The following is a 22,241-nucleotide window of genomic DNA, read 5'->3' as shown; positions in this document are numbered from 1 at the left end:
TTTTTAGCGCCCGGTGTCAAAATCCTTGATGCTCGGTACGGGCAATGATCTCGTCCTGGAGCGCTTTGCTCAAGTCGAGAAAGTAGTCGCTGTAACCGGCGACGCGGACGATCAGATCACGATGCTCTTCGGGATGTGCTTGGGCATGCCGCAGGGTCGCGGCATCGATCACATTGAACTGGATATGATGGCCGCCCAGGGTGAAATAGCTGCGGACCAGATGGCTGAGACGGTCGATCCCCGCCTCATCAGCGAGCAGGGAGGGGGTGAATTTCTGGTTGAGCAGGGTGCCGCCGGTGCGCACATGGTCCATCTTGGCTGCGGATTTCAGCACCGCAGTCGGGCCCTTGCGGTCTGCACCCTGCACGGGCGAAATCCCCTCGCTCAGCGGCATTCCTGCCAGGCGGCCGTCCGGCGTAGCGCCGATGACCGAACCGAAATAGACGTGACAGGTGGTTGGCAGCATGTTGATGCGGTAGGAACCGCCGCGGGTGTTGGGCCGCCCGTTAATAAGACCATAATAGAGTTCAAAAATCCGCATCATGATGCTGTCGGCATAATCCTCGTCGTTCCCATATTTGGGCGTCTGGTTGAGCAGCCGCAGCCGCGCCGCCTCGTCGCCCGCGAAATTCCGATCCAGCATGGCGATCAATTGCGGCATGGTGAATGTAGGGTGGTCGAATACGTGGTATTTGAGCGCCGCCAGACTGTCGCTGATGGTGCCGATGCCGACTCCCTGGATGTAACTGGTGTTATAACGGGCGCCGCCGGCGTTGTAATCCTTGCCGCGGGCTATGCAGTCATCGATCAGGATCGAGAGAAACGGCACCGGCATGTGAAGGGCATAAAGGCGCTCGATGATGGCATTCCCGGTCAGCTTGATCCCGATGAAATGGGCCATCTGCTGCTCAAAAGCGGCCATCAGATCCTCAAAACTGTTCCAGCTTGCGGGATCGCCGCTGTGCGGCCCGAGCTGGCGCTGCGTACGCGGATCGAAGCCGTCATGCAAGGTGAGTTCGAGGATTTTGGGAATATTGAAATAACCGGTGAGAATGTAAGCCTCTTTGCCGAAAGCGCCGGTCTCGACACAGCCCGAAGTACCCCCCTGACGGGCGTCCTCGACCGATTTTCCCTGGCGCAGCAGCTCCTCCACCACGGTATCGGCATTGAAGAGCGAGGGCTGGCCCCAGCCCTTACGCACGATCCGCAGGGCGTGCTTGAGGAAAGCATCGGGATTCTTGCGGCTCAGCTGGATGTTGGAGCTGGGCTGCACCAGGCGCATCTCATCGATCACCTCGAGGATGAGATAGGAGAGCTCGTTGACGCCGTCGCTGCCATCAGCCCGGAGGCCGCCGCTGTTGATATTAGCAAAATCGGTATAGGTCGAACTCTCCGCCGCGGTAACCCCGACCTTGGGGGGCGCCGGCTGGTTGTTAAATTTCACCCAGAAGCATTGCAGCAGTTCGCGCGCCGCTTCGCGGGTCAGGCTACCAGCGGCCATCTCCCTCTGGTAAAAGGGGTAGAGGTGCTGATCGAGGCGTCCCGGGTTGAAAGCGTCCCAGGGATTGATTTCTGTGATGACGCCGAGATGAACGAACCAGTAATACTGCAGGGCCTCGTGAAAGGTGCGCGGCTTTTCGGCAGGGACCCTGCGGCATATCGCGGCGATCTGCTGGAGCTCCGCGCGGCGCTGTGGGTCGATCTCCTCCCCGGCCAGCGCCTCCGCCCGGTCAGCGTGACGCTGGGCGAGGGTGATGATCGATTGGGCACATAGGCGCATGGCGCGGAGTTCCTCGGCCTGGTCGTAGGCCGTTGGATCCTGTATATAATCCAGCCCTGCCAGCCGAGCGTCGATTATCGCGATGAAATCGTTCATCCCGCGATGATAGATCTTGTCGTCGAGCACGGTGTGGCCGGGGCCGCGCTGTTCCATGAACTCGGTGAAAACGCCCGCCGCATAGGCCTCTTTCCATTCCTCACTCATGTTGGCGAGAATTTTTTCGCGCAGGGTTTTTCCGCGCCAGAAGGGGATGAAGGTGTCGCGGTACCGCTCTCGGGTCGCCGCATCGACCTTGAAAAAGACCTTCTCGCGGCTGTTCAGTATCTCGAGGTCCTCCAGCGAGTGGCAGCAGATTTCGGGAAAGGTGGAGGTGGCCTTGGGCGCGGGTCCGCGTTCGCCGACGATGAGCTCTCCGGGATTGATGCAGATGGTTTTTTCCGCCATGATGGCCTCGAAGATGCGGGCGCGGAGCATCGGAGCGGAGAGCAGTCCGGCCTCGCTATAGACGCGGGTGACGATTTCGGCCCGTTCGGTGGAGAGGCTCGGTGTGGCCTGCATACTGGCTTCGCGTAAACGGCGAACGCGGTCGTTCATGGTGGGGCCTCCGGAAAGATGCGGGGCGGCGCGGAGATCTCCTCTCAGCCGCCGATGGTTACGGTTTCGATGATCTGCGCCAGCTGCGCGGCCAACTCGGTGAGGCGCTCCTGGCTGGGCGGCTGCAACCCTTGCAGTGGCTCATTTCGTCCCAGACGGTAGTATTTTCCATTCCCGATCGGATGATAGGGGAGGAGATGAAGCTGGCGGACATGGCGCAGCCTCGCCAGCCAGCGCATCAGTTTTTCCATATCAACGGCATCGTCGTTGATGCCAGGCAGGATGGGCAGCCGCAGGCTGAGGGGCCGGCCATCGGCGTCGAGGCGCTCAAGGTTCTTGAGGATGAGGCGATTGGAGACGCCGGTCCAGTGCCGGTGTTTTTCTGGATCGATCATCTTTACATCGAAGAGAAAAAGATCGGTCAGCGGCGCGATGGCATCGAAGAACCGCCAGGGCGCAAACCCGCAGGTGTCAACCACCGTGTGCAATTCCTCCATCCTGCTCGCCATGAGCAAGGCCTGTAAAAATCCCGATTGATAGGTTGGCTCGCCACCTGAGAAGGTGACACCGCCGCCGGACTGGTCGTAAAAGACGCGGTCCGCCAGCACTGCTTCCATCACCGCACCGGTGCTCATGACCTCGCCCACCCGCGCGCGGCCTCCCGCAGGGCAGACCTCCACGCATGCTCCGCAAGCCTGGCACAGCTCTCGATGCGTGATCGGGCCTTGCCGGGTGTACACGATGGCCCCCTGGCGACAAGCCTCGATGCAGGCACCGCAACCGATGCAGCGATCCGGATTGAGCATTAATTCCGGCTCCATGCTGATCGATTCGGGATTATGGCACCAGGCGCACGCCAGGGGACAGCCTTTCAAAAAGACCGTGGTGCGAATACCCGGCCCGTCATGCACAGCGAACCGCATTATATTAAAAACCAGCCCGCTGGTCTGCAAGAGATCCGTCATGCTCCCTTTCTTCTTCATTTTGACTTGTAATATAAAAGGATCCGATGAATCGGACAAGGGATTTCTGCCGGACCGTTCTAGGCGATAAGAGTAAAGATCTCCTCCAGAGACGGATGCGGCCTGGCAGCGGGGACCGTCTCCGGCTTGCCCACCGCCACGGCGGTGACGAGTTCCCAGGGCGCCTGCACATGTAGCAGCTTCTCCAATTCCGGGCGGGCCACCATCATGCCGGAAAGCCAGCAGGCGCCAAGTCCAAGCTCGGCGGCGGAGAGAAGGATATTCTGCACCGCAGCACCGGCGCTCTGGAGATCAGGATGACGTCGCATCGCATTGAGCGCCTCATGATCCACTCCCTTGATTTCGAGGTCATCGGCGATCGCTTTATACGGCTGCATGGCTAAAAATAGAACTGCAGGCGCGCCCTCAAAGACGGTCGAGAAATGGTCCACGGTCTTGAGCACTGCAGCCCGTGTCGTATCCGCAAACAGGGCTGCAATGCGCTGATGCACCGCCGCGGCCAGATCCTGAATCAGACGGGTTTGGGTGACGGCGATGAACTTCCAGAAATGGGCGTTGTTGACACGGGGGGCGAGTCCGGCGCGCCGCGCCAGCTCCCGTAAAAGATCGGCGGAGACCGGTGTGTTCGCGAATTTGCGTACCGTCCGCCGCACCTCAATGGCTTGTACGAGTTCCATGGTTCCTCCAAGGTTGGGTCACCTATATAATGCCGGCACCGGGAGAATAATTCCCGCCCGAAGCGCGCTGTTAAAAAGAGCGCGCCGGCCCTATTTTTCGCTTGTATCTTGCCCGGAGCGCTCCTATATTAATACAGGTTTGCCGACAGGGATTTCCCCAAGGGCCAGGTCTCCTTTTGTGTGAGGATGGGAATGCTCCAGGAGGGCGATAGTGTCCGCCATGATTATACGGTTGGCCGCGAGATCATGCACGATTTCGGAGCGGCTTTTACCGACTGGACGCTGCTCCATTATGATGACGACTATGCGCGCAAAGTGGGTTTTGAAGAGACGCCTGTACAGGGCGCCCTGATCTCGGCCCTCATCGTCAAGTCGATTGTACGGGCCTTCGGCGATTCAACGATCCTGCGGGTGCACAATATCGAGTTCTTCAAACCGGTCTACCCCGGCAGCACCATCACCATCGAACTCTATGTGCTATCCAACCTGCGCAACCAGATCGTAACCCTGCGCTCCCGCGTCTATATCGGCAATACCCTCCACTATCAGGGAATGACCAAAATCAGGGCCTTCGAGTCGATTTAGTCGGCCCTGCAGCCGCATACACCGGAATCGGGTCTCCCAACCCGATTCGCAGCGGCCCGGTCGCTGCTTATCCAACTTCCATCTGAGGATACCCATGCTCACCGGAAAATACCAACAGCTTTATGCCCGTCTGCGCCCCCATTTCCCCGCCAGCCGCCTGCTTCACGATGATCTTAACACCCTTGCGCTCGGCACCGACGCCAGTTTCTACCGTCTGCTGCCCCAACTGGCCATCCGTGCCAATTCGGAGGACGAAATCGCCCGCATTCTACAGGAATGCGCCGCCTTGCACCTGCCGGTGACCTTCCGCGCCGCCGGCACCAGTCTTTCGGGCCAGGCGGTTTCGGATTCGGTTCTGGTGCTCATCGATCAGGGCTGGAAAGAGATCCACATCGAGGCTCAGGGGGCGCGGATCCGGCTGCAGCCGGGGGTTCTCGGCTGCAGCGCCAACAAGGCTCTGCTGCCTCTTGGCCGCAAGATCGGCCCCGATCCCGCTTCGATCGATGCCGCGATGATCGGCGGCATCGCCGCCAATAACGCCAGCGGCATGTGCTGCGGCACGGCGCAGAACAGCTACCGCACTCTCGCCGGACTCCGGCTGCTGCTGGCCGACGGGACCCGTTTCGATGGCCTCGACCCCGATGCCGTCACACGCTTTCGCCGCGACCAGGCCGGGCTGCTCAACCGGCTGCTGGAGCTGCGGCAGCAGCTGCTCGCCAAGTCCCTTTTGGCGGACCGGGTGCACGCAAAATTCAAAATGAAGAATACCTGCGGCTACAGCCTCAACGCTTTGGCCGATTTCGAGGACCCGGTGGAGATCCTCCAGCATCTGATGATCGGCTCGGAGGGCACTCTCGGCTTCCTCGCTGAAATCGCCTACCATACAGTCCCCGAGTATCGCGACAAGGCCTCCAGTCTGATCATCTTCCCCGATATCGGGAGCGCTTGCCGGGCCGTCTCCGTTCTCGAATCGGCCCCCGTCGACGCTGTGGAGATCATGGATCGCGCCTCGCTGCGTTCGGTAGAGGGCAAGGCAGGCATGCCCGATTACCTGGCGGATCTGCCCGAGGCTGCAGCCGCTCTGCTCATCGAAAGCCGGGCCGCCGATGCCGACGGCTTGCAGCACCAGATCGCGACGATCCGGTCGATGCTGGGCGGAGTGTCTACGCTCAGACCGGTCACCTTCACCCTAGATCCGACCGAGTATGGCAAACTCTGGAACATCCGCAAGGGACTTTTCCCGGCGGTCGGGGCAATGCGCCAGACCGGCACCACGGTGATCATCGAGGATGTCGCCTTTCCGGTGCCGCATCTGGCCGAGGCCACCCTCGAACTGCAGGGGCTCTTCAGGAAACACGGCTATGATGACACCATCCTCTTCGGCCATGCTCTGGCGGGCAACCTCCATTTTGTCTTCAAACAAAGCTTCAACCTTTCCGATGAGGTAGCGCGGTACCGGCGCTTCATGGACGAGGTCTGCCACATGGTTGTGGAACGCTATGATGGCGCCCTCAAGGCCGAGCATGGCACCGGACGCAATATGGCGCCTTACGTCGGACTCGAATGGGGCGAGGAGGCGCTGGCCATCATGCATGGGATCAAGGAGGTGTTCGATCCATCGGGTATCTTGAATCCCGGTGTGATCCTCAACAGCGATCCCGAGGCCCATGTCAAAAACCTCAAACCCCTGCCCGCAGCGCACCCGCTCATCGACAAATGCATCGAATGCGGCTTTTGCGAGCCCCATTGCGTTGCTAACCAGCTCACCCTCTCCGCCCGGCAGCGGATTGTCGTCTACCGCGAGATCGCCCGGCTCACCAGTTCGGGAGCCGAGCCGCACCGGCTCGCACAACTGCGCGATGGCTACGGCTATTTTGGCAACCAGACCTGTGCCACCGACGGACTTTGCGCCCTCGCTTGCCCAGTCGAGATCGATACCGGCAAGTTGATCAAGGAACTGCGCCATCAGAAGGCCTCGCGTCTGGCCAACCGGACGGCGGCCGCCCTCGCCGGCCACATGACGATGGTCACCGCCTTGGGGCGAGGGGGGCTCGCTTTGGTCCATGGAGTGCACCGGTTTTTCGGCACGCTCCTGTTGGGCACCACGGCGCGCCTGTTGCGTCGGCTCTCCGGTGGTCGGCTGCCGCTCTGGACCCCGGCCATGCCCACGAACAGCCGGCCCCTTTCCATCACCTCGCCGCTGCCGCGGGAAGCCGCGGACGCGGCCCATCCCCGGGTGGTCTACTTTCCTGCCTGTATCACCCGCACTATGGGATTGGCGGCCGGTGACGGAGAGGAGACCGATTTGCCGCATCTGACGGTGACGTTGCTGCAAAAGGCCGGCTTTGAGGTGATCTTTCCCGAAAACCTCAACGCCCTTTGCTGCGGTATGGCTTTCGCCAGCAAAGGCTACAAGGAAGCGGGCGACGCCAAAGCGGCAGAGCTGGACGAGGCCCTATGGCGCGCCAGCGCCGAGGGCCAATACCCCGTGCTGGCGGACATGAGCCCCTGCCTCTACCGGATGAAGGAAACCCTTAATCCACGGCTGACCTTGTATGAACCCATCGCCTTCACCCTGGAGCACCTGGCGCCGCGCCTCGAGTTTCATCCTCTTCCCGAAACGATCATGGTCCACGCTGTTTGCAGCGCCAAAAAGATGGGACTGGAAGCGCCGCTTTTGGAGCTGGCGCGCCTGTGCGCTGCGGAAGTCGTGGCAACCGACTGCAACTGCTGCGGGTTTGCCGGCGACCGCGGCTTCACCTTCCCGGAGCTGAACGAACATGGTTTGCGCCACTTGCGCAGTCAGGTGCCTGCCGGTTGCGACGAGGGCTTCTCGACCAGTCGCACCTGCGAAATCGGCCTCACGACCCATAGTGGCATCCCCTTCAAATCGATTCTCTATCTGGTAGATCGCGTCACAACGCCGCGGCGGTATCCGGCAGGGAGCGGATCATGAAACCGGCGCCGCTCCTGATCGCTGTTCTCCTCGCCTTCTCCACCGGGGCGGAGGCGAAGCAAGCCCATTATCCCGTCAACCGCCCGCCTCTCCGGGAAAAACCCTACCTGGAACTCCCGCTGGGCGCCATCCATCCCATGGGCTGGCTGCAAGAGCAACTCGAAATTATGCGGGATGGCATGACGGGCCACCTTGATGTGCTCTACAGCAGCGTGGTCGGGCCGCGCAATGGCTGGTTGGGCGGGGATGGCGATGGCTGGGAGCGCGGTCCGTACTGGATCGATGGATTGCTCCCGCTCGCCTGGATCCTCGGAGATTCCAGCCTGATGGCGAAAGCCCGGCTCTGGATCGAATGGTCGCTCCGGAATCAGCAGCCGGACGGCTATTTCGGCCCGCTGCCGCTGCAGGATCCGGCGCCTGAACCGGGGCTGCAGAAGGGAGACCGCGAGGACTGGTGGCCCAAGATGGTGATGCTCAAGGTGCTGATGCAGTATTACGACGCCACTGGCGACGCCCGTGTCCTGACCTTGATGGACCGTTATTTTCGCTTCCAACTGGCTCAACTGCCCAAGACGCCCCTTGATCACTGGACCATCTGGGCCAATCGACGCGGCGGCGACAACCTGCAGGCGGTCTACTGGCTCTACAACCGCACGGGCGCGGCCTATCTGCTGCACTTGGCCGACCTCCTCGCTGCGCAGACCTTCCCATGGACCCAGGTTTTTCTCAACGACCAGCCCGCCGATTTTTATACCGCTTTTCCCGGTGGAAGCCCCTGGATTTACGATCAGATCCGCTATCCCTGGAAAACGGCCGAGATCGCGGCGCTCTCGCTGCGCGGCTTGCGCGGTTTTCACTGCGTCAATCTCGCCCAGGGCATCAAGCAGCCCGTGATCTATTACCAGCAGCATCCGGAGCAAACCTATCTGGAAGCGGTGCATCGCGCCTTTGCGGACATCCGGGCCTTCCATGGTCAGGTGCAAGGGATGTACGGCGCGGATGAGCCGATGCACGGCAATGCCCCCACCCAGGGCATCGAACTGTGTGCGATCGTCGAAATGATGTATTCCCTCGAGTGCATGCTGCCGATAACCGCTGACCCTGCCTTCGCTGATCATCTGGAACGCCTGGCCTACAATGCCCTGCCCGCACAAATCACAGATGATTTCAGCGCCCGGCAGTATTTCCAGTGTGCCAATCAGGTGATGGCCACCCGCGCCCGTCATAACTTTTATGAGGATGCCCATCATGGCGGCACGGACCTCTGCTTCGGCCTTCTGACTGGCTATCCTTGTTGCACCTGTAACCTCCATCAAGGATGGCCGAAACTGGTGCAGAATTTGTGGTATGCCACGATCGACGGCGGCGCGGCTGCACTCGTCTACGGGCCCAGTCGCGTTGAGCTGAGCGTGGGGGCGGGGGAGAAAGCCCGGATCAGCGAAGAGACAACCTATCCCTTCAGCGATTGCATTCGTTTCCGGTTCGTTTTAGACAAACAAGCCAGGTTTCCCTTTGTGCTGCGGGTTCCCGGCTGGTGCGATTCGGCGCGAATCGAGATCAACGGGCGTCAAGAGGCGGCGCCGCAACCCGGTACGATTCTGCGCCTGGTGCGGAAATGGCATTCCGGGGATGTCGTGGAGTTGCACCTGCCGATGGTGGTGAAGATCAGCCGGTGGGCCGACGGTGCTGTAGGGATTGAGCGCGGGCCGTTGGTCTATGGACTGCGGATCGGCGAGGTCTGGAAACGGGTTGAAAATCGGGATAAATGGGGCGACTACTGGGAGGTTTATCCGCGCGATCCCTGGAATTGGGGACTGCTGGAGGCCGCGGTGCTCAACCCGGCGGTGGGATTTGCTGTTGTGGAGCGGGAAAGCACCGGTTTGCAGCCTTGGTCGCTGGAGACCGCGCCTGTCGAACTGCACACCCGAGGTAAGCGAATTCCTGAGTGGCAGCTCTATGGGGAGATGGCTGGTCCGATGCCCTGGAGCCCGCAACTTCATCTCCAGCATGCACCGGCCGAGCCGCTGGTATTAATTCCTTATGGCTGCACGACGCTGCGGGTCAGCGAGTTCCCGGTGGTGCGTTGAAAGGGGGCGGGCTCCCGCCCCGCCTGGCTTCCACCCGCCCCGTCTCGCCCCCGCGCACTCTTCCATCGCCTCTCGCACCCTCCCGCATCTTTCGCGCCCATCCGCCGCGGGCGCGATGCCTGCGGCAGCCGCTCTTCGCCGAAATCGATTTCGGTCTCGTTATTTGCGACGCAACACCTAAAATAAATAATTACAATATTGACTCTCTACGGCTGCCCGCTTATCCACACCCTTTTCCGAAATTATCGATACTTTTCGAAAAAAAACTTGACACAAGTTGGAAAAATTGCTATTTTGAAAGGAGAAATCGAAATCGATTTCGACTTAATCAACCGTTCCCCACCGCTGTACCCTCGCCGCTCAGAAGGTAATGATCACGCTCAAAGACATTGCAGAAGCCGCTCACTGTTCGGCTGCAACCGTCTCCAAGGCCCTCAACGGCCGCCCCGATGTCGCAGAGGCCACCCGTCAGCGCGTTCTCGCCATCGCCAAAGAACACAATTTCCACCCCAACGCCCTCGGCAAAGCCCTCAAGAAAAAAATTACTGAAAACGTCGGCGTGATCTTTTGCCGCGAGCAGCTGCCGCTTTCCCTGAATCCCTTCTATTCGCGCGTGCTTGAAGGCATCGAGGCCGAACTGGCCGTCAGCAATTACAGCCTCGTCCTGCATCTGCTCCCGGAAAGCCAGACCGCCGCCATCCCCAAGATGATCCGCGAACACCAGGTCGACGGTCTCATCCTCATCGGGGTTCTGCAGCAGAATTTTATCGATCAGCTCGCCTCTCTGGCTATCCCCACCGTGCTGGTCGATCCCAAAATCACCAGTAATACCTTTTGCCAGGTGCTGATCGATAACGAACACGGCGCGTTCCAGGCGGTCCAGTTCCTCATCGACCATGGCCACCGCCGCATCGGCTTTATCTCCGGAGATCTCGAACGCCTCAGCTTCCGGCAGCGCTTCGAGGGCTATTGCAAGGCCCTGGAATTCGCCCGTTTTCCCCTCTGCGAAGAGCTGGTTCGCACCGGCGGACTGGAAAAGGGCTATGATCATGTCAGCGCCCTGCTGGATCTCCCCGAGCCGCCGACCGCCATCTTCGCTGCTAATGATATTAATGCGATTTATGGTTACAAAGCCATAACCGATCACGATCTTCGCGTCCCGGACGATCTCTCGATTATCGGCTTTGACGATATTGAACTGGGCAAGATGATCTCGCCGCCGCTCACCACCGTCCGCGTCTATAAGGAACAGATGGGCTCGATCGCTGTGCGGACGCTCCTCAAGGTCTTGAACCATGAAATCAACGAGCCGGTAACCACCCTGGTGCCTACCCGGCTCATCGAACGGGAATCCGTGGCCATCAGCTTGACGGCGTGATGGGTACGCCGGCCTCGCGATGACCGCACAAGTTCCATGGCTGCACATACTGCACAAGCGGAAGGAGGTGAACTGATCGCACGTTGAGCTGTGATGCAATGGAGCCGTACCTTTTTTTCAGAATGCCGCATTTTTCCTAATCGTATCAGGAGGCAAGCATGAAACTTTTTTCGAAAGTGATGGTTGTGGTCTCCACGATTCTGCTGCTGGGCAGCATGGCTTTCTCTCAGGTCCAGTTCGATTTTGAGAGCACCAGCGCCGGCACGCAGAATTGGGGTATCTGGTGGGGCAATGCCGCCAATTCGTTGAGCCGAGCGGCCGATCCCACCGGCCGTTCGACCGGTGTTCTCAAACTCTCCTGCACGGCTGCGACTGGTGATGGCAAGGCCGCGATCGGTATCGATCCCCTGCCTCTCGGCTGGACTTCGGCCCTGCAGCAGGGCGCCAAATTCTTCACCGTGGACGTCTATCTCCCCGCCGATTTCCCAGATTCAGCGCAAGTCAAACTCTGGGCGCAGATCGCCGAAGGCTCCTGGCAATGGACCGATTACAAGTGGTCGATCGCAGGTGAAGGGATGCATTGCAAGGCCGGCCAGTGGGTCACCCTGCACTACCCCGTCCTCGGGATGATGGAAGCCTATCCCAATTTCCAGCCCTGGCTGAAGATCAAGGGCGGCATTGAGGTTTATTTCCCGAGCGACAAGAGTTCCAGCCCGACCTGGAGCGGCGATATCCTCATCGATAATTTTGCCATCGAGGGCGTCGAGCCCATCGTCGTTGCCGATTTCAGGACCAGCCAGGCTAATTTCGGCAAATACTGGGGTGATGCCTTGACGGCTGTTTCAATTGAATTCGATCCCAATGATGCCACCAATGAGGTTTTCGTACTCGACTGCGATGCCTCCAAAGGCGACACCAAGGCCGCCATCGGCACCGATCCGGTCAACCTGCTCTGGACCTCCGCGCAAGCAGAAGGCGCATACTTCGCCAGCTTCAGGGTCTATGTTCCGGCCGATTTCCCGACCAATGCGGTCATCAAGGTCTGGATGCAGATTGCTGAGGGTTCCTGGCAGTGGACCGATTACAAGTTCTCCGTCGCCGGCGAAGGCGTGCATATCAAGGCCGGGCAGTGGAACACCATCTACTACCCCGTCAAGCATGCCATGGAGACCTGGCCCAATTTCCAGCCCTGGCTGAAAGTCAAGGGCGGCCTTGAGATCTACTTCGGCGCCGGCCAGACCTGGAAGGGCAAGGTCCTGATGGATGACTACACCCTTCACACCCTCGAAGTGGGCGATAAATGGGTGGTTGGCAACTGGGACAAGCCTTCGGCCGGTCTCCAGGGTTTCGCCAATAATGGCTGGGGCGCGAGCCTGATCAGTATCGCCCAGGCCGCTGATCCCTCCGGCCGGACCCCCGGCGTGCTGGCGACCAACTGGGACTTTGGCAAAGCCCTTGCCGGCAGCAAGAAGGGCTCCTTCGACAACACCAACATCAACCTCGGCTGGACCAGCAAGAGCGACACCGGCGCCACCGCCATCACCATGGACGTGTGGGTACCTGCCGACGCTCCGCTCGGCGCCCAGATCTCGATCTTCGCCATGGACCATGCCAAGTGGACCTGGACGGAGAAATCCTTCTTCCTGAATGACAGCACCTTCAAGCCGGGCATGTGGAACACCATGACCTATAATGTGCTGGAACACGTCGCCTCCGGCGAAATCGATCCCACCACCGTCCTCACCGTCGGCTGCCAGATTTACTACAATGTCGATAACAACTGGGCGGGAACGGTTTATTTTGACAACTTTACCCTCGTCGGCATCAAAGCCCCCGAAGGCAAGGTGGTTTCGCCGGCCATCACCGGCACCATCGAAACCTTCAGCGGCCCCGGCGTGACCTACAATTACTTCAACGTCGCCTGGGTGGATAATGAGATCGGCACCGAGACTTACAATGTCTACATGAGCAAGTCGCCGATCACCAACGTCGCGGCGCCCGGTGTGGTCCTGATTGGCAATGCGATCCCGCATGCGACCCAGTATTATGCCTATCGCCCGTGGTCCAAGACCAGCGAACCGGTGACCCTCTATTTCGCCGTCACTGCGGTGGCTTCCGACGGCACCGAGATGGATCTCACCGACAAATCCGTTGCCGGCCCGCTGACCTGCAATACCAGCGTCACCGCCAAGGCCTATTACGTCGCCGACTTCGCCAGCAAGTTCTCGCTGGACGGGCTGGACAACGAATTCACGGACTACAAACAGTACGGGCTCAGGGCTGAGCGCCATAATGGTACCGATACCACGGGCTGGACCCCGACCTCCACGGACATGAGCTGGAATGCCACCTTTGTCATCGATGACGACTATCTCTACATCTCCGCCGATGTCACCGACGACGACCTCAACGCTAACGGCAGTGAGCCGGTGGTCTCCGGCAGCCAGGCGTGGATGGGCGATGCCCTGGAGTTCTATCTGGGCTTCTACAATGCCCTGCTGGAGCCGCCTCACAAGTTCAAGGATGTGGATTTGGCCGGCACCGGTGACTGGCGTATCGGCTTTACAGCCTGGGGAACGACCCAGAAGAGCGGATCCTCCGACTTTGAGTTCCCGGGCGTCGAGCGGACGGTCTACCAAAAGTTCACCGGCGACGGCTACATCATAGAGGTCCGCATTGCTCTCGATTCGTTGGCCAAAGGCCATGATCTCAAGGTGGTTGACGGCATGATGATGCCGTTACGCATCGACGGCACGGATCTCGATCCCTCCAAGGGCGATACCGGGCGTACCCTGTGGACCGGCTGGGGCAATCAGGGTAACTCCCAGGACTGGATGCGTCCAGCAACCTTCGGTTTCCTTCAGGTCATCGGCGGCCCGACCGCAGTCGAGACCGAACCGGTGCAGCCGCTGGTGTTCGAGTTGAAGAATAACTATCCCAATCCCTTCAACCCTGTCACCACCATCTCCTATCAGGTAGCGAAGACCTCCCCGGTGCGGATCGCCGTGTATGATCTGCTCGGCAAGGAAGTGGCGACTCTGGTCGACGGCCAGATCACCGCCGGTTCTCACACCATCACCTGGAACGGACAGAACCACGCCGGTCAGGCGGTCAGTAGCGGTGTCTATTTCTGCCGCATGATCACTCCGGAGTATTCGCACATTCTCAAGATGACTCTGCTCAAATAACGGCATCAGGCAATGGGGCGGCCCCCGGGCCGCCCCATTCTGTTTAAGGAGGGGTGGTTTCCACTGGTGCTGTGGCAGATCGCAAGTAAAACAGGGCGCTGCCGGGATACAGCCCGGCCGGAAGCGGCTGCTGTAGCCCGGCAGATCTCTAGATCCGCGATATGCATGCCAACCGTATCACGCTACAACAAGCTGGAGGTATTATGGTGCAACGCTTTGCCATCCCCTTGCTCGTCGTCTTCCTCTGCGCTGCGTTTCTGGCGGCGCCCGTGATGGCGGGGGAGACCGGCAAGATCGCCGGCCGGGTGACCGATGCCGCGTCCGGACAGCCCCTCATCGGCGCCAATGTGATGATCATCGAGCGTCTCGAATCCGGCCGCCCCATTTCACTCAGCGGCTCTGCAATCCAGGGGGCCGTCACCGATCCCAATGGCGAGTACTATATCATCAACATCAAACCGGGGATCTATACGGTCAAATTTGTCTATATCGGTTACCAGTCGGTCAACCGGACGCAGGTCACGGTCAGCGTCGATCTCACCACCAAAGTGGACTGCCGTCTCTCAACCACGGTTCTTGAAAGCGGCGAATCGATTGACATCGTCGCCGACCGGGTCCAGGTGCAGAAGGATCTAACCTCCTCACAGGTCTCCTTTGGTGCGGACAAGATCGATCAGCTCCCGGTGCGCAGCGTCGCCGAGCTGGTCAATCTACAGGCCGGCGTCGTCACCGACGACAGCGGCAACCTCCATATCCGCGGCGGCCGTACCAGTGAAATCACCTACATGGTCGACGGGGTCAAGGTCGTCGACCCCCTCAGCCGTTCGGCGGGCATCAGCATCGATGACCAGGCGATCCAGGAACTAAAGACCATCACAGGCACCTTTAACGCAGAGTACGGCCAGGCCCTTTCCGGTGTGGTCAATATCGTCACCAAGCAGGGAAGCGACCAGTTTCACGTCAACGCCACCGGCTACTTCGGCGATCACCTCAGCTTTGATGACGGCACCTATTACGTCATGAGCAACGCCGCCTGGGCCAACGCTGCAGCCCGTGCCTTGACCCGCGGCGGCAATTTCATCATCTACGATTTCGGCAAAATCAATCCCTTCACCTCCAGCGCCCAGGCGACCAAACCCTGGCTGACCCGGAAGGCCTACCTGAACCGCTATGACCCGACCACGAACACCGATTTTCAGGTCAATATCTCCGGTCCCATCCCCCTGACCCAGAAACGGCTGACCTATTTCGTCTCGGGACGCTATCAGAACAGCCCGAGTTTTATCCAGGGCGTGCGTTATTTCATGCCGTGGGGATTCCGCTCGCCGGCCGGCGACACGGTGCACACCTTCGCCAAAGCGGATAACGCAATGGTGCCTTTGGGCTGGTACAAGGGCTACTCTTCGCAGGCCAAATTCTTTCTGGATGCCTCCACCAAACTCAAACTCTCCTACGGTCTTTATTATAACTATGACCGCAGCTATGGCGTGGGCTGGGACTACAAGTATGTGCCGGATGCCGGCAAACACTACAATACCCGCAGTCAGACCCATATTTTTTCGGCCAAATACATCGCTTCCAAGAGCACCTTCCTCGATTTCAAGGCCAACTATTACAACAAGCGCCACAAGAACTTTCTCTATGAAGATCCCTACGACTACCGTTATATGCCTACCGAGTCGGCGATGATCGAGCAGTATGTTTACGGTCGCAGTGTGGAGGATGACATCTCGGTCATCACTCGCACCAACGATTTCACCTACTATGGCAATTCGACCGATATCGGCAAGAACGATGTCTCCTATTACAACTTCAGCCTCGATCTGACCAGCCAGCTCAACAAGCGCCATCTCGTTAAGATGGGGGCGGCGACCACCCTCAACGATCTGCGCAACGACTGGTACCAGCTGCAATTCTCGGATGTCACCTTCCGGCCGATTGTGCCGGCCGAGAGCTCGCCTTACCATGTCAGATACGGCGCAAAACCCCGGGAGATGTCGGCCTATATTCAGGACAAGATCGAATTCAACGAGCTGATTATTAATATCGGCTTGCGGTATGACTATTTTGATCCGGATGGCCGGGTGCTCGCCGATCCCATGGATCCACAGATCTATGCCCCGTTCAAGATGGACCACATCTACAGCAACTATGCGCCGGGCACGCCCGACAGCGCTCTGGTCAAGTATACAGTCGCGGAACGGGAGAAATTTTGGTGGAAGAAGGCCAGTGCCAAGTCACAGCTCTCACCCCGCTTCGGGCTCTCGTTCCCGATCACGGACAAGGGGGTGATTCATTTCAGTTACGGCTGGTTCTTCCAGAATCCGCAGATGAGCTATCTGTATGACAATCCCAATTTTTGGATCACCGGGGCCGGCGCCAGCAATCTCGTCGGCAATGCCGACCTCAATGCGGAGCGCACGGTCATGTACGAGCTCGGCCTGCAGCAGCAGCTTTCGGATAACCTCTACCTCCATCTCACCGGTTTTTACCGGGATATCCGCGACTGGCTGGGCACCGGCGAGCCGATCGATACCTACCAGGGGATGACCTACTATAACTATGTCAACAAGGACCATGCCGCTGCCAAGGGCGTGACCCTCTCCGGCAGCTACCGCCTCAGCAAGCTTGCCCTCAACGTCGATTATACCTACATGACGGCTAAGGGCACCTCCTCCAATCCCCAGGACGCCTATTATGATGCCCTGGCCAAGGTGGCGCCGCGCATTCAGATGATCAACCTCAACTGGGACCAACGCCAGGCCCTCAACACCGTCTTCAGCTGGGCGGACCGCGGCTGGTCGGCAAGTCTGGTGAGCACCATCAACTCCGGCCTGCCTTATACGCCTTCCTTCGCTCGCGGTGAGGTTTCGGGTTCAGGGACCTTCACCGGCCTGCGCGAGAACAGCGAGCGCAAGCCGATGACTTATAATCTCGATCTGCGCGTCGGCCGCACCATCAGCTTTGGCACCGTGCGCGCCCAGGTGTTCTGCAACGTCACCAATCTGCTGGATACACGCAACGCCAATGGCATCTATTCCGATACCGGCCGGCCCGACTATACCCTGCAGGGCATCAATCAGGTGGACCGGGTAGGCATGCCGGATGTGGAGATCTCCAATGTGGCCGAATACTTCACCCGTCCGGGCAACTATTCTTCGCCGCGGTTTATTCAATTGGGATTGCGACTCAGCAAGTAAGTTAAATGAGGAGTGATATGATCGACAAGATTAAAGACCTGATGCGGCGCCGGGAATATGCTGGACGGGCGGTGGTCATGGCCGCTCTCTTGGCGCTCCTGATGGCGCCGATTACGCCGCTCCAGGCGCAAAAGATCAGTGGGGTCGGCACGAGTTCAGCGGCCTTTTTAAAGATCGGCGTCGGCGCGCGCGCCTTGGGCATGGGCGAAGCCTACTCCACCCAGGCGGAGGATATCACCGCCATGTTCTGGAATCCCGCGGGGCTGGCCAAGGTCGACCGCATGCAAATCCTGCTCAACCATTATGACTACCTCGCCGATATGAAATTCGAATATGCCGGCTTCACCGTACCGATGCGCAACCTCGGCACCTTCGGCGTCTTCTTCTCCTATCTCGGCATGCCCGATATCGAACGCACCACCATCACCTACCCCGACGGCAACGGCGAGATGGTCTCGGCCAGTTCCTTCGCGGCAGGGATCAGTTATGCCCGCAGCCTGACGGATCGATTCTCCATCGGCGGCACCGGCAAGCTCGTCCACGAATCGATCTGGCACGATGATGCCAGCGGCTTAGCCCTGGATATCGGCGTGCAATACCGCACCTTTTTCAAGAATCTCAAGATCGGCATGTCGATCTCCAATTTCGGCGGGGATTTGCGCATGCAAGGCCGCGACATGCTCGTGCAGCACGACATCGATGAAACCAGCAACGGCAACAACGGCAACATCAATGCGCAGCTCTCCACCGACGAGTTCCCGCTGCCGATCCTCTTCCGCGTCGGCCTCTCCGCCAACCTGGCCGCCGATTTCTTCGGTCTCAAGGAACACGATCTAATCGTCGCCGTGGATGCCATCCATCCCAGCGATAACAAGGAATACCTCAATGTGGGGGCGGAGTACACCTTCAAAAAATTCCTTTCTCTTCGCAGCGGTTACCGCCAGCTCTTCCTGCAAGACAGCGAGGGCGGCCTGACCTTCGGCATGGGGCTTCATGCCCGGGTGCTCAGTACGGATGTGCTGCTGGATTATGCCCTGATCGATTACGGCATCCTCGACCGGCAGAACAAGTTCTCGCTAATTTTATCGCTGTAAGAAGAGCGGAAGGAGAAGCGTTATGAAATTGCGTTCTGCTGTCATCATGGTACTGCTCACTCTCCTGGCGCAAGCGGGGGCGCAGACGATCCATGGCAGTTATCAGAATCGCGCCCGCAACGTGCATGCGGGCAACCTGATCCGAGTCACCTTTTACAATCACGGCATGGTCGGCGGTCTCAAAGGCGACAACAGCCTCATTTATGCCGGAGAATGGCCGATCAACTCCGGCCATATCCAGATGGGCAACGCCTCGATGTATGTCAGCTCCGAGCTGCGGACCTACGCCGGCCTGGATTCCCTTGGGGACTCCACTTTTACCAAAATCACCCCCTGCGTCTTTTGCCAGGGCTGGGACCCCAACATCTTTTCACATGACTCCCTCGGTGTCTTCCTCGGCTTCGAGCCGCTGCCGGGCTACTATGATCTCGCCCAAAAGGAGGCCGATCCCTATCATGCCGTGGCTATGAGCCATGAGGCCTACACCTGGCCTTCGACTTGGCCGGACAAGCTCGACGACGCCCTCGATCCCGGCTGGGGTGGCCACTGGAATGGCTATTTCGGCAAGGATCAGAAGAACGCCGATGAGGAAAGCTTTTATTCGATGGATGACTGGAGCTTCAAAAAGAAGATTGACGGCCTGCCCCTGCCGCGGCCCATCGCTTCAGAGCCCCAGCGCGGCGGAATCGGCCTGCGCCAGAACGTCCGCGGGCTGCAGTGGTCCAATCCCGATGCGCAGGATTGCATCTTCTGGATTTACCAGATCAAGAACATCGGGGAACTCCGTCACGCCAAGACCATCTTCGGTCTGAACGTCGGCGCCTCCATCGGCGCGACCATCAGCGCCAACACCGATTATGACGACGACTGCGCCACCTTTTACCGCGAGCTCGATCTGACCGTCAATTATGACTGGGACAACATCGGCACCGCCGGCTACAGCCCCGTGCCTTGGGTCGGCTTCGCTTTCCTCGAAAGCCCCGGCAACTTCCGGGACGGCATCGATAACGATGGCGATGGCATCAAAGGCGGCGGCCATTTGATCACCACCGACGATTTCCTCAAAAGCTATGCCGTCGGTGATAAGATCGTCCTCATCGATTACGGCAGTGAGGAATACACCCGCACCGTCACGACCATGCCCGCGGAGGGCGTCCGCTTCCGTTTCAACGGGACCACCTTCTGGAAAAAACCCAATGCGCCGCTGGTCGAGATCGAGCGCAACGGCGTCGATGACAACCTCAACGGCATCATCGACGAAGCGGACGGCGCAGTGGCCCCCGATTCCATGGCCTACTACCTCTATATCCGCGATCCCAAGTATAACAACCGCGACTATCTGGCGAAGGATTATATCACCGGCGAGGGCTTGACCAACCTGCTCATCGACGAAAAGCGTACCGACGGCATCGATAACGACGGGGATTGGGATCCCAAGACCGACGACCTGGGTATGGACGGCAAGAGCGGCTCGGGTGACACCGGCGAGGGCGATGGATTACCCACCGGCGGCATCGGCGACCTGCCGGGAGAACCCAACGTCGATCACACCGATGTCGACGAGTCCGATCAGATCGGCCTCACCAGTTTCGTCTTTTACGAGTACGGTAACATCACCTACAGCAACGACGCCCAGATGTGGGACGAGTCGGCCCCTGGCTATTTCGACGGCCACCTCGAAAATGTCGATGCCGACTATATCTTTTCTTGCGGCTATTTCCCGCTCGCTCCCGGCCAGGAAGAGTCTTTCTCCGTCGCCATGGTCTACGGCGATGACCAGCAGGATATCCTCCGCAACAAGGATATCGTCCAGAAGATCTACAATTCCAACTATAACTTCGCCGTAGCGCCGGAGAAGCCCAAACTTCGCGCTGTGGCGGGAAATCAGAAGGTCACGCTTTACTGGGATGCGCGCGCCGAGGAGAGTGTCGACCGGTATCTCCATGAGTACGATTTCGAGGGCTACAAGATCTACCGGGCGACCGATCCCGGTTTCACGGACGCCGGAGCCATCACCGATGGGTATGGCTACACCCGCTATGTCAAACCGCTGGCCATTTATGACAAGGTCGACAGCGTCTTCGGCTTTTTCCAGAACACCTTCGGAACAGGCGTGCAGTTCAATCTCGGTAATGAGACCGGTCTGGTGCACGTTTTCGTCGACTCTCCGGTGGTCAACGGCCGGCGTTACTATTACGCTGTCAATGCGTTTGACCGCGGCAGCCCCGAAAAGAATATCGCCCCCTCCGAGACCAATATGTACGTCTCGGTCAACGCATCCGGCGACATCACCACCGGCGACAATGTGGTCGTGGTGGTGCCGCAGGCTCCCGCGCTCGGCTACGTCGGCCCCGGCTTGAGCGAACAACCGCGTCAGATGGGTACCGGCAAGACTTCGGGCGCTGTCGGGATCCGCTATATCAAACCGGATGAGATCCGCGACGGTGACCGCTATGAATTGCAGTTTCTCGACAAATCGATGGACCGTCACGATAACGACCATGACGGTCTCATCGACAGGGCGGATCCCGATGAGTTGATGCCCACAGTGACCACCGGATTCGTACTGCGCAATCTGACCAATACCGCGCAACCCGAAGACACGGTCATGATCGTCAACGAACAGTACAGCGCTGGCAAGTGGGTTGAGATCGAAAACCTCTATCAGGATGCCGACGGCGATCCGCGCACCATGACCAAGGTTCTGCATGGGATGGAGTTCTCCATCTTTAATCCACCCGAGGGGATGATCAACCGGCCCGAAGAACGTATCTATAACGGGGTACAGTGGAGCAGCAATATCAATTTCACCACCGCCTATAACATCCGCTTCACTCTTTTCAATCTCAGCGGTTTCAAGAGCGGCACCTACTATCCCCGCCAGTATATGGTGGTCTTTTATGACGACATCGTGAAGAAATCGGATCTGCTGCAGGTCGAACTGGCCACCAGCACCAAAAAGATCCCGCTGCCGCCCTCGGATGCCAATTTCCGGGTATTCGACAAGCAGACCGGAGAGGAGCTGCCTTTCGCCCTTGTCGATCAGACCCTGACTCCGAAAAAGATCAAGAAAGGGATGTTCTCGGCCAAGGACCGGATCGTTCTCTTTGAAAAGCTGCCCAACGATTCGACGATGATCACCTTCAATATCCTTAACAATGCTTCCGAGGATACCGTCTGGTGGAACACCTATGGCCGGCCCCTGGGCGCCGGAGATACGCTGAATGTCTATCCCGACTTTCCCTTCACCGGCAATGTCCGCTATCAGTTCGTGGTCAAGGGTCAGAAGATTGACAAGGCGTTTGCTGCCAAAAATCTGGACAAGATCCGGGTGGTTCCGAATCCCTACGTGGTCACCGCCGCCTGGGAGCCCACTAATCCCTACACCAGCGGCCGAGGTCCGCGTTCGATTCAGTTCATCCATCTGCCGCAGAAATGCACCATCCGCATCTTTGCGGTGGATGGCACCCTGGTGCAGACGCTCGAGCACAACAGCGACATGACTGACGGCTCTGAGGCGTGGGACATGCTCACTCGGGACCGCATGGATATCAGCTATGGCGTCTACATTTATCACATCGAAGCACCCGGCGTCGGGAATACCACGGGCCGGTTGCTGATCATCAAATAGCAAGCCCCATCATACGGGACGCAGAGGCCAGCTTTCACAGGTGCCTCTGCGTCCCTCTGCGATTCATCGACTATCCGGAGTTGGGTGT

The 22,241-nt window shown here is 59.0% G+C and carries 11 protein-coding genes; 8 read left to right on the top strand and 3 right to left on the bottom strand.

Features of this window, described 5'->3' with window-relative positions:
• Positions 1-16: 16 nt before the first annotated feature.
• The 3 genes from PLH32_14140 to PLH32_14130 all read right to left on the bottom strand — a co-directional run bounded on the left by PLH32_14140 (position 17) and on the right by PLH32_14130 (position 4,034).
• Positions 17-2,374 (bottom strand): glycyl radical protein, encoded by a 2,358-nt coding sequence (locus PLH32_14140; GenBank protein ID HQJ65749.1) that lies wholly within the window; start codon positions 2,372-2,374, stop codon positions 17-19.
• A 44-nt stretch (positions 2,375-2,418) separates the two neighbouring features.
• Complete coding sequence (locus PLH32_14135) at positions 2,419-3,339, bottom strand: glycyl-radical enzyme activating protein (GenBank protein ID HQJ65748.1); 921 nt, start codon at positions 3,337-3,339, stop codon at positions 2,419-2,421.
• Between the two features lie 77 nt (positions 3,340-3,416).
• Entirely contained in the window at positions 3,417-4,034 is a 618-nt protein-coding gene (locus PLH32_14130) for a nitroreductase family protein (protein ID HQJ65747.1), read from the bottom strand.
• A gap of 192 nt (positions 4,035-4,226) precedes the next feature.
• Here PLH32_14130 and PLH32_14125 point away from each other — a divergent pair, with 192 nt between their 5' ends.
• From PLH32_14125 to PLH32_14090, 8 genes are all read left to right on the top strand, one after another.
• Complete coding sequence (locus PLH32_14125; GenBank protein ID HQJ65746.1) at positions 4,227-4,619, top strand: MaoC family dehydratase; 393 nt, start codon at positions 4,227-4,229, stop codon at positions 4,617-4,619.
• A gap of 94 nt (positions 4,620-4,713) precedes the next feature.
• On the top strand, positions 4,714-7,575 hold the full coding sequence (locus PLH32_14120; GenBank protein HQJ65745.1) for an FAD-binding and (Fe-S)-binding domain-containing protein: 2,862 nt from the start codon (positions 4,714-4,716) through the stop codon (positions 7,573-7,575).
• Positions 7,572-9,662, top strand: coding sequence for a glycoside hydrolase family 127 protein (locus tag PLH32_14115; protein ID HQJ65744.1), 2,091 nt, complete (start codon positions 7,572-7,574; stop codon positions 9,660-9,662). Before PLH32_14120 ends, PLH32_14115 begins: the two co-directional genes overlap by 4 nt.
• A 370-nt stretch (positions 9,663-10,032) precedes the next feature.
• Positions 10,033-11,040 carry a LacI family DNA-binding transcriptional regulator gene (locus PLH32_14110; GenBank protein HQJ65743.1) on the top strand — a complete coding sequence of 336 codons (1,008 nt, stop codon included), beginning with the start codon at positions 10,033-10,035 and terminating at the stop codon, positions 11,038-11,040.
• 158 nt (positions 11,041-11,198) lie between these two features.
• The gene (locus tag PLH32_14105; protein ID HQJ65742.1) at positions 11,199-14,228 is read left to right on the top strand and encodes a sugar-binding protein; all 3,030 of its coding nucleotides are present in this window, start codon (positions 11,199-11,201) and stop codon (positions 14,226-14,228) included.
• A gap of 203 nt (positions 14,229-14,431) precedes the next feature.
• Entirely contained in the window at positions 14,432-17,428 is a 2,997-nt protein-coding gene (locus PLH32_14100) for a TonB-dependent receptor (GenBank protein ID HQJ65741.1), read from the top strand.
• 17 nt (positions 17,429-17,445) lie between these two features.
• Positions 17,446-18,522, top strand: a complete 1,077-nt coding sequence (locus PLH32_14095; protein ID HQJ65740.1) for a PorV/PorQ family protein — start codon at positions 17,446-17,448, stop codon at positions 18,520-18,522.
• Between the two features lie 22 nt (positions 18,523-18,544).
• Positions 18,545-22,153, top strand: coding sequence for a hypothetical protein (locus tag PLH32_14090; protein HQJ65739.1), 3,609 nt, complete (start codon positions 18,545-18,547; stop codon positions 22,151-22,153).
• Positions 22,154-22,241: the final 88 nt, after the last annotated feature.

The organism is bacterium (assembly GCA_035419245.1).
GTDB lineage: Bacteria > Zhuqueibacterota > Zhuqueibacteria > Residuimicrobiales > Residuimicrobiaceae > JAKPUX01.
This window is presented reverse-complemented; position numbering and strand designations above follow the sequence as displayed.

Excerpts from the sequence above, each read along its gene's own strand:
- PLH32_14120 (HQJ65745.1), top strand. The coding sequence starts at position 4,714 with ATGCTCACCGGAAAATACCAACAGCTTTATGCCCGTCTGCGCCCCCAT.
- PLH32_14115 (HQJ65744.1), top strand. The coding sequence starts at position 7,572 with ATGAAACCGGCGCCGCTCCTGATCGCTGTTCTCCTCGCCTTCTCCACC.
- PLH32_14090 (HQJ65739.1), top strand. The coding sequence starts at position 18,545 with ATGAAATTGCGTTCTGCTGTCATCATGGTACTGCTCACTCTCCTGGCG.
- PLH32_14135 (HQJ65748.1), bottom strand. The coding sequence starts at position 3,339 with ATGACGGATCTCTTGCAGACCAGCGGGCTGGTTTTTAATATAATGCGG.
- PLH32_14095 (HQJ65740.1), top strand. The coding sequence starts at position 17,446 with ATGATCGACAAGATTAAAGACCTGATGCGGCGCCGGGAATATGCTGGA.
- PLH32_14100 (HQJ65741.1), top strand. The coding sequence starts at position 14,432 with ATGGTGCAACGCTTTGCCATCCCCTTGCTCGTCGTCTTCCTCTGCGCT.
- PLH32_14105 (HQJ65742.1), top strand. The coding sequence starts at position 11,199 with ATGAAACTTTTTTCGAAAGTGATGGTTGTGGTCTCCACGATTCTGCTG.
- PLH32_14140 (HQJ65749.1), bottom strand. The coding sequence starts at position 2,374 with ATGAACGACCGCGTTCGCCGTTTACGCGAAGCCAGTATGCAGGCCACA.
- PLH32_14130 (HQJ65747.1), bottom strand. The coding sequence starts at position 4,034 with ATGGAACTCGTACAAGCCATTGAGGTGCGGCGGACGGTACGCAAATTC.
- PLH32_14125 (HQJ65746.1), top strand. The coding sequence starts at position 4,227 with ATGCTCCAGGAGGGCGATAGTGTCCGCCATGATTATACGGTTGGCCGC.
- PLH32_14110 (HQJ65743.1), top strand. The coding sequence starts at position 10,033 with ATGATCACGCTCAAAGACATTGCAGAAGCCGCTCACTGTTCGGCTGCA.